Consider the following 12188-nt stretch of genomic DNA (forward strand, 5'->3'; position numbering starts at 1 on the left):
CTCGCCGGCACGCGCCGCCTCGATGGCCGCGTTGAGCGCCAGCAGGTTGGTCTGCTCGGCCACCGCGCGGATCACGTCCATCACGCTGCCGATCTTGTTGCTCTCCTGCTGCAGCACCTGCATGGCCTGGGTGGAGCGATCCACCTCGCCGGCCAGGCGCTCGATCTGGCTGACCACCTCGGCCACCACGCGATCGCCCTGGCGGGCTTCGCCGTCGGCCTCGTTGGCGGCCTGCGAGGCGCTCTCGGCGTTGCGCGCGACTTCCTGCACGGTGGCGGCCATCTCGTGCATGGCGGTGGCCACCTGGTCGGTCTCGACCTTCTGCGTGTTGACCCCGGCGCGGGTCTGCTCGGTCACCGCGGACAGCTCCTCGGCGGCGCTGGCGATCTGGGTCACGCCGTCGCGGATACCACCGATCAGCGCGCGCAGGCTCAGGCCCATGCGCTGCACGCCCTGCTGCAGCAGGCCCAGCTCGTCGCGGCGGGTGGTGTTGAGGTCGGCGGTGAGGTCGCCGTCGGCGATGCGCTCGACTACGCTCAGGGTCTCGCGCAGCGGGCGGGTGATCTGGCGGGTGATGATCACCGCGGCCAGGCCGCCGAGGACCAGCGCCAGCAGGGCGCTGATGGCCTGCAGCGACAGCGCGCGGGCGCTCTCTTCGTCGCGGCGCTCGAACTGGATCTTCATCAGCTCCTCGTCCAGCTTGACGATGACCTGGCCCTGCTCGGTCATCTCGGCGCGAGCCTTGGTGATCTGCTCGACGGTGGCCTTGTACTGCTTCACCGCGGCCTCGTAGCGCGCCAGTGCCTGGGTCGCGCCGGCGGTCAGCTCGGAGGCGAAGCTGTCATCGAGGCGCGCCACGGCGGCCTTGGCCTTCTCCAGTTGCTGCAGAGCCAGCTGCTCGGACTTGGCGTCGGCATTGAAGATGAAGCCACGCACCTCGTAGCGCGCCATCAGCAGCTCTTCGCGGGCGATGCCCACGGCCTGGAAATCGGCGAAGCGATCGGCATCGTCCGGGCGCTGCTGCACCGCGTTGGACAGCGCATCGAACGCCTGCAGCGCCGCCTGGGCGCTGCCGACCATGGCCTCACGTGCCGTGGCGCGGGCCTGGTAGCCGGCACGCATGGCTTCGAGCGACTGACGGTAATCGTCGATCACCTGGCCCTGCTGCTGCAGACGCTGCACGTTCTCCGGGCTCTTGAAGCGCGACGTGATGTCTTCCTGCAGCTTTTCGTAGTTGTTCAGCGAGGTCAGCACAGTCTGCCCAACGGTTTCGTCGCCGTTGGCCAGCATGTACTGCAGGCGGGTGACACGCAGCTTGGTCAGCTCGGAGTCGAGCGTGGCGATATCGCCCATCCAGTTGCTGCGGTTGATCAGGCCGCTGATGCTGTTCCAGCTGATCAGCGTCAGGGCCAGGGTGAGCACCAGCACCAGGCCGAAGCCCAGGCCGAGTTTGCGGGTAATGGAGAGGTTGCCAAACCAGGTTTGCATAGAGAGGTCCCAAGAGATCGAAGTCCATGAACGACTGGGCTTGATTGTTCTTCTTGGGCCAGCCCCGCTGAGCTAACGCGCGCGGAGGCGCACTTGATCACAAATGGCCATCATTTGCCAAGCCATTGGCGCCAGAGAATCATCGGTCTAAATGTGTCGAGCCAGGCGTTGGGCGCGACTCAGGCTGGCTCCAGCACCCGCAAACGCACCTCGCGCACCCACTGCGCGGTGTCGCGCTGGAACTCCTGCACATGTGGCGAAGCCAGGTGCGCCTGCAGGTGCTTGAGGCTCTGCCACTGCTCATGCACCAGCAGCTCGTCGGCGTCCGCCACCTGCTCGGGCAGCCCGGCGGCGACAGCCAGCAACGGCCGGTAGGCGATGCAGCCGACCTCGCCCTGCACCCGCGCCTGCTGGGCCAGCAGCGCCTCCAGCACCGCCTGGCGCTGGCCCGGCTGGCAGCTGATCTGTGCGATCACCTCGATCATCGGACGTCCTCCTCGGCAGCCTCTACAGCTGTTGACCCCAGGCGCGCCGAATGGACTCCACCAGCGATTGCCGGGCGCCCGCGCGCCCGCCACACTCTTGCGCAGGGCTTCAGTAGTCCGCCCACTTCCTTGCCACGGAGTCACGAATGAAGATCAGCCTCGACGAACTGCAGGCCTTCACCCAGGTAGTCGATGCCGGCTCCATCAGCGCCGCCGCCGAACACCTGGGGCAGACCGCCTCGGGCGTCAGCCGGGCGCTGGCGCGCCTGGAGGAGAAGCTCGAGGTGACCCTGCTGCGCCGTACCACCCGGCGCCTGGAACTGACCGAGGAGGGCGCCGCCTTCCTGATCCAGGCGCGGCGCATCCTCGATACGGTGGAAGAGGCCGAGGAGCAGATGAGCCTGCGCCGCCAGGCTCCCGCCGGGCGCCTGCGCGTGGATGCCGCCACGCCCTTCGTGCTGCACGTGCTGGTGCCACTGGTGGCCGGCTTCCGCCAGCGCTATCCGCAGATCGAGCTGGAGCTGACCAGCAACGAGCAGAACATCGACCTGCTGGAGCAACGCACCGACCTGGCCATCCGCATCGGCGCCCTGCGTGACTCCAGCCTGCACGCCCGCCCGCTCGGTTGCAGCCGCATCCGCGTGCTGGCCAGCCCGGCCTACCTGGCCGCGCGCGGCACGCCGCAAAGCCCGGCCGAGCTGGAGGGCCACGAGCTGCTCGGCTTCACCCAGCTGGAGAACCTCAACACCTGGCCGCTGCGCAGCGCCCACGGCGATGGCCTGCCGATCGCGCCGACGCTGCGTGCCTCCAGCGGCGAGACCCTGCGCCACCTGGCGCTGGCCGGTGCCGGGCTGGTCTGCCTGTCGGACTTCATGACCGCCAGCGACCGCGCCAGCGGCGCGCTGGTCGAGGTGCTGGCCGAGTACAGCGTCGACAGCCGCCAGCCGGTCAACGCCGTGTACTACCGCAACACCGCGCTGGCAGCCCGCATCACCTGCTTCCTCGACTACCTCAGCCAGGCCATGGCTCAGAACCCCAGCGTGGCCGAGACCAAGAGCTGACGCGGCTCGCCGACCGAGACGTAGTTGCGGCTGGCGGCGGACGGGTAGTACTGGCGGTCGAACAGGTTCTTCACGTTCAGCTGCAGGCCGAGGTCGTGCTCGCCCAGGCGCGTGTCGTAGGCGACGAAGGCGTCGGCCACGGTGTAGGACGGCAGGTCGAAGGAATCGGCCGCATCACCGGCGCGCTCGCCGACATAGCGGGCGCCGCCGCCCAGGCGCAGGCCGTCGCCGCCGAACAGCGGGCCGGCGTCGTACACCAGTGACAGCGCCGCGGTGTTCTTCGCCACGTTCTGCAGGCGATTGCCCTCGTACAGCGGGTCTTCGGTGACCTCGCCGTCGAGCCAGGCGTAGCTGCCGATCACACTCCAGCGCGCGCTGAGCTGGCCGCTGACGTCCAGCTCGATGCCGTGCGAGTTGACCTTGCCGGCCGCGCGGTTGAGCGTGTCGCCGTTACCCAGGTCCTGGGTCACCATGACGTTGCGCTTCTCGATGTCGAACAGCGCCAGGGTGGCGCTCAGGCGATCCGGGATATCCAGCTTGCCGCCGATTTCCCAGGACTTGCCTTCCTCGGCCGGCACCGACGAGTCGACCACGGCGATGCTGTCCAGCGGGGCGATGGTCGAGTTGGGTTTGAACGACTCGCTGTAGCTGGCGTACAGCGAGGCCTGCTCGTTGATCTTGTAGACCACGCCGCCACGCGGTACCCAGGTCTGGCCGTTGTTGTCGGTGTTGACGTCGAACGGCCGGCCGCGACCGGCGTACTGGTCGTAGACCATGAAGCGCCCGCCGGCGACCAGGATCCAGTGCTCGTCGAGGTGCCAGGAGTCCTGCACGAAGAACGAGTCGGTGCGCAGCAGGTCGGTCTGGTCGCTGGAAGCCGGGTCGGCCACGTCCGAGGGCTGCACCGTGCCGTACACCGGGTTGTACGGGTTGAGCACGCTGTTAGCGCCGCGGATCAGGTCGGCGCGGTAGATCTTGCGCTTCTCGCTGTCGATGCCGACCACCAGCTCGTGACGGAAGCCGCCCAGCTCGAAGTCGCCGAGCAGGCTGGTGGTGGCGAAGCTGTCGCTGCTGACCGCGCCGTGGGTGCCGTCGATGCGCCGGGTGACGCGACCGGTAGTGGCGTTGACGCTGGTCACCCGCGCCTGGTTGTCGTCGTAGGTCTCGCGGCTCCAGCCATAGGCGAAGTGGGCCTTCCAAGCCTCGTTGAGCTGGTGTTCGACGGCGAAGCGCCACAGGTCGGAGCGGCCCTCGGTGACGTTGAATTCCTCGTCCAGGCGGCGGGTGTAGGGGATGTCCAGCGGCTTGTTGGTGCGCGGGTCGAGCGCCGTGCCACGGTCGAACGGCGTCTCGAATTCGCGGTGCTCGTAGGACAGGGTCACGCTGGTGTCTTCGCCGTACCAGGCCACGGACGGTGCCACCAGGGTCTGGCGATACTGGCCGAAGTCGCGCCAGTACTCGTTGTCGTCGTGGTCGAGGATCAGCCGGTAGGCGAAGCCGTTGTCGCCCAGCGCGCCCGTGCTGTCGAGGGTGCCGCCGCTGCCCTGCTTGCCGTGGGCGAAGGCCGAGGCGCGCGCGGTCAGCTGGTTGGCCGCCTGCAGCTGCGGCTTCTTGCTCACCACGTTGACCACGCCGCCTGGGTCCTGGATGCCATACAGCAGCGAGGCCGTGCCCTTGAGCACCTCGACCCGCTCGGCGGTGGCGCCGAGGTTGCGGCCGAGGATCGACGGCAGGCCGTCGCGCATGATCGAACCGTCGCGGTTGTCACCGAAGCCGCGCTTGATCACCGCGTCCTGGGTGCTGCCCAGGGTGTTGGCCTGGGTGATGCCGCTGATGTTGCCCAGCGCCTCGTCGAGGTTGAGCGGCTGCTTGTCGTTCAGTACCTGCTCGCTGACGCTGGCCACCGCCTGGGCGCTATCCAGGTTGCTGGCGCCGCTGCGCAGCACGCCGGGGTTGCTGGTGGCCTGGTAGCTGCGCAGAGCGCTGGACTGGATATCGGTCTCCTCCAGCTGCACGCCCGGCTGCGGCACCAGCAGGTAGCTGTCGTCGCCCTGCGCCTGCACCGCCAGGCCCTGGCCACGCAGCAGCTCGGCCAGGCCATCGGCGCTGTCGTAGCGGCCATACAGGCCATCGCTGCGCCGGCCATCGGTGAGCGCGGCGTTGCCGATCAGGATGATCCCGGCTTGCTCGGCGAATTGCGCCAGCTGGGCGGTCAGGTCGCCGGGGGCGATGCTGTACTGGCGCGCCTCGGCCAGGCCGAACGGCGCATGAGTGCCGGCGGCGAGGGCGCAGGCGAGGACGAGAGGGCGCAGGGAGAAGGGTGAAGATCGGCTCATGGGTGGGGCTTCCAGGTCATTTACCCTCTACACCGAGTGGCGCGCCGAAAAGGGGAACCGCCCTGGCGAAAGTTTTTGCGCAGGGTTCAGGCGCGCGCCTCGATGCTCACCCACCAGGGCAGCGGCCGGCTGATGCGCACCGGCAACACCTGCGGCAGCAATTCCAGGGCGCGGTCGCTATCGGCCAGGGGGAAGCTGCCGACCAGCTTGAGCTGCGCCACCTCCGGGCTGCAACCGAGGTAGCCATGCCGTTGCCGGCCAAGGTCCTCGACCAGGCGCCACAGCGGCGTACCGTCGGCGACGAACACGCCCTGCACCCAGGAGCGTCGCGCCGGCTCGGCCGCCTGCAGGGCGCCGAAGCCCGTACTGGTGAGCTGCAGCTGGCTGCCCGCCTCGACCAGCCGCCGCGTGCCGCGCAGGTCCTGCAACGCGGCCTGGCCGTCGAACACGCTGAGGCACAGGCCATCGCGTCGCAGGCAGATACCCAGGGTCGCCTGGGCGCTTTCCACCCAGCCCAGCTCGGTCGCCACCCGCAACGGCCCGCGGCCATCGCGCGGCACCTGCAACAGAATCTCGCCGGCGCGCAGGTCCAGGCGCCGTTGCACGCCGGTGTAGGCCAGGTCGACCGCCGACAGGCTGTTCAGCCAGAGTTTTCCGCCATCCGGCAGGCCCAGCTCGCGGCGCTCGCCGACGGCGGTGGCCTGGTCGGCCAGGGCCGCCTGCAGATGCTCACCAAGCACCGTGTCACGGGCGCCACGCCAGGCCAGCGCGCTGCCAACCGCCAGCAGACCCAGTGAGAGCAGGGCGCGGCGACGGCTAAGCGGTGTGCGTGCCGGCGCCTGCAGGGCATCGAAGGCGGCGCCGCGACCTTCGCCCTGGCGGAACGGGGCGAAGCGCTCGCCGACCCGACTGACCACTGCCCAGGCCTGGCGATGCTCGGGGCGGCGATCCAGCCACTCGCGCCAGGCCGCCTGCTCGGCTTCGCCGGCCTCGCCATCGAACAGGCGGGCGTACCAGTCGGCGGCCTGTTGCAGCTGTTCGTAACCGGCGTCGTTCATCTCAGACCTCCCCATCCAGCAGGCCGGCTTCGAGCAACGCGCACTGCAACATGGCGCGGGCCATGTACTTCTTCACCATGCGTTCGGAGATGCCCAGGCGCTCGCCGATCTCGCGGTAGCCGTAGCCATGGATCTGCGCCAGCAGGAATACCGTGCGTGCCTTGGCCGGCAAGCGCCGCAGCATGGCGTCGATCTCGCACAGTGCCTCGATCAGCATCACCCGCTGCTCGGCGGACGGCGCGAAGACCTCCGGCTGCGCGGCCAGGGCCTGCAGCCAGGCCTGTTCGATCTGCTGGCGGCGCCAGCGGTCGATGCACAGGCCCCGCGCCACGGTGCAGAGGAAGGCGCGGGCGTCGCCGGCACTGGCGAAGCCACGCGGCTTGAGCAGCAGGCGGACGAAGGTGTCCTGCGCCAGGTCGGCGGCATCGGCGTGATCGAAGGCATGCCCGAAGCGCCGCTGCAGCCACTGGTACAGCCAGCCGTGATGCTGGCGGTAGAGCGTGGCGACGGCGTCCGGCGCGACGGGTTGGGAAAGGAGAGTGGTCACCGGACTGCCGACACGAAGATGGGAATTAGTCGCAAATGATAAGCCATTGCGCAGGTCATTCGTAAGACCCATCGGTCATTGCGCTTGCCTTATGAAATTCCTTGTGAGATTTTTCATGAAATTAACAACAACAAATTTCATGAGGCGGTCATGTTCAAGCAGTCAGCCCAGCACATCGGCACCTACTACGCCGGCACCTATGGCCAGATTCCGCTGCGCCCGCACCTGCAGGAGTCGCTCGACTGCGACGTGATCATCGTCGGCGCCGGCTTCAGCGGCCTGCACACCGGCCTGCGCCTGGCCCTGGCCGGCAAGAAGGTGGTTCTGCTGGAAGCCAGCCGCCTGGCCTGGGCCGCCTCCGGGCGCAACGGTGGCCAGGCCCTGCCCGGCTGGTCCTGCGATATGCCGCCGCTGGAGAAGGCCCTCGGCACCGAGCGCGCCCGCCTGCTGTGGGACAGCATGGTCTGGGCCGCCGAGGAGATGCGCGAGCTGCCCGAGCGCCACGGCTTCGACATCGACTACCGCAGCGGCGCCCTCTACACCGCCGTGCTGCCACGCCGCGCACGCCTGCTGCAGGAGAACCTGGAAGAGGCCGAGCAGAAGTACGGCTACCAGCGGCTCAGCTTCATTGCACAAAAGGACCTGCCGCAGTGGATCGCCAGCCCGCGCTACCTGGCCGCGCTGCATGACTCCGGCGCCGCCCACCTCAACCCGCTGAAGCTGGCCCAGGGCCTGGCCGGCGCCATCGAGGCCGCCGGCGGGCGCATCTTCGAACAGAGCAAGGCACTGGACTGGCAGGAGACCAACAACGGCTACTCCGTGCGCTGCGAGCACGGCGAGGTGCGCGGCGACGTGCTGGTACTGGCCTGCAACGCCTACATCGACGGCCTCGACCGCGAGCTGTCGAAGCGCCTGCTGCCGGTCGGCTCCTATCAGGTGGCCACCGCGCCGCTCGATCCCGAACTGGCCCACTCGCTGCTGCCACGCGGCACCTGCGCCATCGACAACCAGTTCGTCCCCGACTACTTCCGCGTCACCCCGGACAACCGCCTGCTGTTCGGCGGCGGCTGCACCTACCTCGGCGGCATCCCCAAGGACGTACCGGCAGCCACCCGGCCCTACCTGGAGCGGGTGTTCCCGCAGCTGCGCGGGGTACAGATCGACTACGGCTGGGGCGGGCATATCGACTGCACCATGCCGCGCACCCCGGACGTCGGCCGCCAGGGCCAGAAGTATTGGCTGCAGGGCTTCTCCGGCCACGGCATCCTGCCGACCCTGGCCGCGGCCCGCGCGGTCAGCGACGCCATCCTCGGCCAGGACCAGCTGCTCGGCTTGTACCAGGGCCTGGATAACCCACGCTTCCCCGGCGGCGACCTGCTGGCCGCGCCTATCGAGGCGGTGGGCAAGGCCTGGTACCGTCTGCGCGACTTCATCTGACGTCTGTCCACAAGCTGCTGCGCTCGGAGATGCTGCGTTGAAACCCGCCTCGGAATGCTCATTTACCACTCGTAAACTCGCGTGCGAGCCCAGTCCGTTCCTCGGCGCGTTTCGCCTTGCCTCTCCTTCGCTCGCGACGCCTGTGAACAGACTCAAAAGGAAATGACCATGGATAAACAGGACGAAATCGAAGGCCTCGCGATCCTCGTGCGCGACCTGCGCAAGCACAAGGAGGTGACCCTGGGCGAGCTGGCCGAGCGCATCGGCCGCTCGGTGGGCTTCCTGTCTCAGGTCGAGCGTGGCCTGTCGCGTCCGACGGTGGCCGACCTCACCGCCATCAGCGAGGCGCTGGGCGTGCCCACCACCTACTTCTACAACCCCGGCAAGCCGCGCCAGGTGCCCTGGGTGACCCGCCCGGACGAGCGCCGCACGCTGTACTACGCCAGTGGCATCACCGACGTGCTGGCCTCGCCGGGCATGGCCGGTGGCTTCTCCATGCTGGAGAGCTTCCTCGACCCGGGCGCCACCTGTGGCGACGGCCATATCAACGATAGTTCCGAGCAGGGCGGCTTCGTCCTCGAGGGCGAGCTGACCGTCTGGTACGGCGACGACGCCGCGCCGGTCACCCTTGGCCCGCGCGACAGCTTCCAGCTGCCCCCACATGCCAAGTTCCGCTACGCCAACCTCACCGATTCCCCAACCAGAGTGCTCTGGGTCTTCACCTGACCTTTGCAGATATCGCCATGACAACAACAAGATTCCCCGACCTGCTCAGCGAAGTCCGCGCCTTCCGCGCCGCCCACCCCGACGTGCGCTACGTCGACCTGATCTGCCTGGACATCCCCGGGCACTTCTACGGCAAGCGCTATCCCCTCGACATGCTGGAGAAGGTCGCCGCCGGCGGCCCGCTCAAGCTGCCGCAGAACTGCGTGCTGCTCGGCGCCCAGGGCGGCCTGCACCCGATCGGCGACTATTGCTTCAACGACGGCGACCCGGACGCGCCGCGCCGGCTGATCCCCGGCACGCTCAAGCCGGTGCGCTGGGAGAGCCAACCGCTGGGGCAGATGCTGATCAGCTCCGACGGCACCGAAGCGCCCATCGAGTTCGAGCCGCGCGAGGTGCTGGCCCAGGTACTCAAACGCCTGCAAGCCAAGGGCATCCGCCCGGTGGTGGCCTTCGAGCTGGAGTTCTACCTGTTCGACAAGAAGCTCGACAGCGGCCTACCGCGCTTCCCGCGCGATCCGCTGACCGACGACGAAGACGACCAGCCGAACATGCACATCGAGCGCCTGTCGCGCTTCTCCGATGTGCTGCACGAGATGGTCGAGGCCGCCCAGGAGCAGGGCGTGGACGCCAACGTGATTACCGCCGAACTGGGCCCCGGCCAGTTCGAGATCAACTTCGCCCACTGCGAAGACGGCCTGCACGCCGCCGACCAGGCAGCCCTGTTCTGCCGCAGCACCCGCGGCGTGGCGATGCAACACGGCTACCGCGCCAGCTTCATGAGCAAGCCCTACCTGGACGCGCCGGGCAGCGGCATGCACGTGCACGTCAGCCTGTATGACGAGGCCGGCAACAACCTGCTCGACGGCAACAATCAGCGCCCGCTGCGCCACGCCGTGGCCGGCTGCCTGGAACTGCTGCCGCACTGCATGCCGATCTTCGCCGCCAACCACAACGCCTTCCGCCGCTACGGCGCCATGGTCAACTCGGCGAGCAAGGCCAGCTGGGGCTTCGAGGACCGCGACGCGTGCATCCGCATCCCCGAGTCCGACGGCAAGAACCTGCGCATCGAACACCGCCTGGCCGGCGCCGACGCCAACCCCTACCTGGTGCTGGCGGCCATCCTCAGCGGCATGGAATACGGCCTGGAGCACGAACTGGAGCCCATCGCCTCACTCAACGACGACCGCAGCAGCGGCGTGGCCTTCCCCAAGGACATGCTCACCGCGGTGGCGAAAATGGAGGCGCATGAGGTGGTGAAGGAGAAGCTGGGCAGCGAGTTCGTCTTCGTCTACTGCGAGAACAAGCGCCACGATCATCTGGACTTCATGAACGAGGTCAGCGCGCGGGAGTTTCGTTGGTTCCTCTAACGCCTGCCGCAGCGTCGGCCTATGCCGGCGCTGCGACTCGACAGCCGTCTAGATGATCGCTAGGGTCCAAGCGCTGCTAATACGGATGCTTCGATATGGAAATCCCAAGCCTTAAAAGATGCTCTGCCAGGCAAAGCATCCTGCTCTGTCTGTTCGTGCTGTCGGCGTGCACATCCAAACCACCCGCCGCAACAGACTCCGACGATGAGCTATTCAAAAAGCTGGAGGCGGAACAAGTGCAACGCCTTCGCTGGCTGGATACAACCGACCCCGAGGATGCCGCTCACGCAGCAATTCTCAAACGGGATTATCGCCTGATGGAGGTCTGTGCCTATGCCTGCTCCATTCCAGCGACACCGGATGATCAGTATCAAAATTTGATCACGCGCCAAGGCGCTTTGAGGCTACAGCTGGGAGACGTCGTTTTCGGCAACGAACATGAGCGCTTGTACCTCAAAGCCCATGACTATGCCGAACGCTACAACCGTGAGATTCAACAGCAAGCTCCACGATGACCTTCCTGAGCAGACAACCCTGAAACGAAAAGCCCGGCGCTATGGCCGGGCTTTTTTATTGGCGCAGTTACTGCGCCGCCTGCATGGTCCGCGCACGCGCGGCCTGGCGTTGTTGCTTGTAGGCCAGCGCCGCCGGCGCCACCTTGGTCACCTGGCCGGTTTCCAGCCAGCGCTTGAGGCGGTTGGCATCGGCCATGTGGGTGTACTTGCCGAAGGCGTCGAGCACCACGAAGGCCACCGGGCGGCCGCCCATCTGGGTGCGCATCACCAGGCAGTGGCCGGCGGCGTTGGTGAAGCCGGTCTTGGTCAGCTGGATGCTCCAGTTGGGCTTGTGCACCAGGCCGTTGGTGTTGCGGAAGCCCAGGCTGTAGCGCGGCTTGTTGAACTGCTGGACGTGCTCGCGGGTGCTGCTGAGCTGGCCGATCAGCGGGTACTGGCCGGCGGCCTTGACCAGCTTGACCAGGTCGTTGGCGGTGGAGACGTTGCCCTCGGACAGGCCGGTCGGGTCGCGGTAGCGGGTATGGGTCATGCCCAGGGCGCGGGCCTTGGCGTTCATCGCCGCGATGAAGGCCGGCACGCCGCCCGGATAGTGGTGGGCCAGGCTGGAGGCGGCGCGGTTTTCCGAGCTCATCAAGGTCAGCAGCAGCATGTCGTGGCGGCTCAGCACGCTGCCCAGGCGCACGCGCGAATAGATGCCGCGCATCTCCGGCACGTCGCGGATCACCACGTCGAGCTGCTCGTTCATGTTCGGCTTGGCGTCCAGCGTCACCATGGCGGTCATCAGCTTGGTCACCGAGGCGATCGGTACCTGCAGGTCCGGGTTGCTGGAGTAGAGGATCTGGTTGGTGTTGAGGTCGACCAGCAGGGCGCTGCCGGAGGCCAGTTCCTGGACTTGGGGGGAGGCGTGGGCCACCAGGGCCGCGCCGGCCAGAACCACGCCGGCCAGGTAACGAAGAATCTTCACAAGTACATTCCGCTCTGGGTGATGGGATGCCACAGCGGTCCTTGCTGGCCCGCGCAGTATACGGAAAGCATCCCGCGCCCGGCAGCCGGTTGTCCTGCGCTTTGTATCGGCAAGGTAAAGGTCAGGGTAAAGATGTCTTTACCGAGGATTTCGCCGCTGCGCCCGCGGACTAAACAGGCAAGACGCACCGCCAGGTGCCCACCC

General features: G+C 67.6%; 11 protein-coding genes. 5 read left to right on the top strand and 6 right to left on the bottom strand.

The window, feature by feature from the left end; genetic code table 11:
- Window positions 1-1488: methyl-accepting chemotaxis protein (locus tag IP89_RS21410; protein WP_043311908.1), on the bottom strand; the 1488-nt coding region annotated here is incomplete at its 3' end.
- Between the two features lie 179 nt (window positions 1489-1667).
- Window positions 1668-1973, bottom strand: a complete 306-nt coding sequence (locus IP89_RS21415; RefSeq protein ID WP_043311910.1) for a putative quinol monooxygenase — start codon at window positions 1971-1973, stop codon at window positions 1668-1670.
- A 146-nt stretch (window positions 1974-2119) separates the two neighbouring features.
- Between IP89_RS21415 and IP89_RS21420 the strand changes: the two genes are divergently transcribed.
- Complete coding sequence (locus tag IP89_RS21420) at window positions 2120-3034, top strand: LysR substrate-binding domain-containing protein (protein WP_043311912.1); 915 nt, start codon at window positions 2120-2122, stop codon at window positions 3032-3034.
- Here IP89_RS21420 and IP89_RS21425 read toward each other — a convergent pair.
- From IP89_RS21425 to IP89_RS21435, 3 genes are all read right to left on the bottom strand, one after another.
- Complete coding sequence (locus IP89_RS21425) at window positions 3001-5370, bottom strand: TonB-dependent receptor (RefSeq protein ID WP_043311913.1); 2370 nt, start codon at window positions 5368-5370, stop codon at window positions 3001-3003. The genes IP89_RS21420 and IP89_RS21425 overlap by 34 nt on opposite strands.
- 86 nt (window positions 5371-5456) lie before the next feature.
- A complete protein-coding gene (locus IP89_RS21430) occupies window positions 5457-6428 on the bottom strand; it encodes a FecR domain-containing protein (RefSeq protein WP_043311915.1) in 972 nt (323 codons plus the stop codon).
- Window position 6429: 1 nt separating this feature from the next.
- Entirely contained in the window at window positions 6430-6975 is a 546-nt protein-coding gene (locus tag IP89_RS21435; protein WP_043311917.1) for a sigma-70 family RNA polymerase sigma factor, read from the bottom strand.
- Between the two features lie 150 nt (window positions 6976-7125).
- Between IP89_RS21435 and IP89_RS21440 the strand changes: the two genes are divergently transcribed.
- The 4 genes from IP89_RS21440 to IP89_RS21455 all read left to right on the top strand — a co-directional run bounded on the left by IP89_RS21440 (window position 7126) and on the right by IP89_RS21455 (window position 11020).
- On the top strand, window positions 7126-8412 hold the full coding sequence (locus IP89_RS21440) for an FAD-binding oxidoreductase (RefSeq protein WP_043311919.1): 1287 nt from the start codon (window positions 7126-7128) through the stop codon (window positions 8410-8412).
- A gap of 168 nt (window positions 8413-8580) precedes the next feature.
- Window positions 8581-9138 (top strand): helix-turn-helix domain-containing protein, encoded by a 558-nt coding sequence (locus tag IP89_RS21445; RefSeq protein WP_043311920.1) that lies wholly within the window; start codon window positions 8581-8583, stop codon window positions 9136-9138.
- Between the two features lie 17 nt (window positions 9139-9155).
- The gene (locus tag IP89_RS21450; RefSeq protein WP_043311922.1) at window positions 9156-10505 is read left to right on the top strand and encodes a glutamine synthetase family protein; all 1350 of its coding nucleotides are present in this window, start codon (window positions 9156-9158) and stop codon (window positions 10503-10505) included.
- Between the two features lie 95 nt (window positions 10506-10600).
- Window positions 10601-11020, top strand: coding sequence for a hypothetical protein (locus IP89_RS21455; protein WP_043311924.1), 420 nt, complete (start codon window positions 10601-10603; stop codon window positions 11018-11020).
- 67 nt (window positions 11021-11087) lie between these two features.
- Here the strand turns inward: IP89_RS21455 and pbpG are convergent, their stop codons facing one another.
- Complete coding sequence (gene pbpG, locus IP89_RS21460) at window positions 11088-11984, bottom strand: D-alanyl-D-alanine endopeptidase (protein ID WP_043311926.1); 897 nt, start codon at window positions 11982-11984, stop codon at window positions 11088-11090.
- Window positions 11985-12188 lie beyond the last annotated feature (204 nt).

The organism is Pseudomonas sp. ML96 (assembly GCF_000761545.1).
Classification (GTDB): Bacteria; Pseudomonadota; Gammaproteobacteria; order Pseudomonadales; family Pseudomonadaceae; genus Aquipseudomonas.

What these genes read in the sequence shown, in the direction of transcription:
- IP89_RS21415 (WP_043311910.1), bottom strand. Translation starts at nt 1,973, where the DNA reads ATGATCGAGGTGATCGCACAGATCAGCTGCCAGCCGGGCCAGCGCCAG.
- IP89_RS21420 (WP_043311912.1), top strand. Translation starts at nt 2,120, where the DNA reads ATGAAGATCAGCCTCGACGAACTGCAGGCCTTCACCCAGGTAGTCGAT.
- IP89_RS21425 (WP_043311913.1), bottom strand. Translation starts at nt 5,370, where the DNA reads ATGAGCCGATCTTCACCCTTCTCCCTGCGCCCTCTCGTCCTCGCCTGC.
- IP89_RS21430 (WP_043311915.1), bottom strand. Translation starts at nt 6,428, where the DNA reads ATGAACGACGCCGGTTACGAACAGCTGCAACAGGCCGCCGACTGGTAC.
- IP89_RS21440 (WP_043311919.1), top strand. Translation starts at nt 7,126, where the DNA reads ATGTTCAAGCAGTCAGCCCAGCACATCGGCACCTACTACGCCGGCACC.
- IP89_RS21445 (WP_043311920.1), top strand. Translation starts at nt 8,581, where the DNA reads ATGGATAAACAGGACGAAATCGAAGGCCTCGCGATCCTCGTGCGCGAC.
- IP89_RS21450 (WP_043311922.1), top strand. Translation starts at nt 9,156, where the DNA reads ATGACAACAACAAGATTCCCCGACCTGCTCAGCGAAGTCCGCGCCTTC.
- IP89_RS21455 (WP_043311924.1), top strand. Translation starts at nt 10,601, where the DNA reads ATGGAAATCCCAAGCCTTAAAAGATGCTCTGCCAGGCAAAGCATCCTG.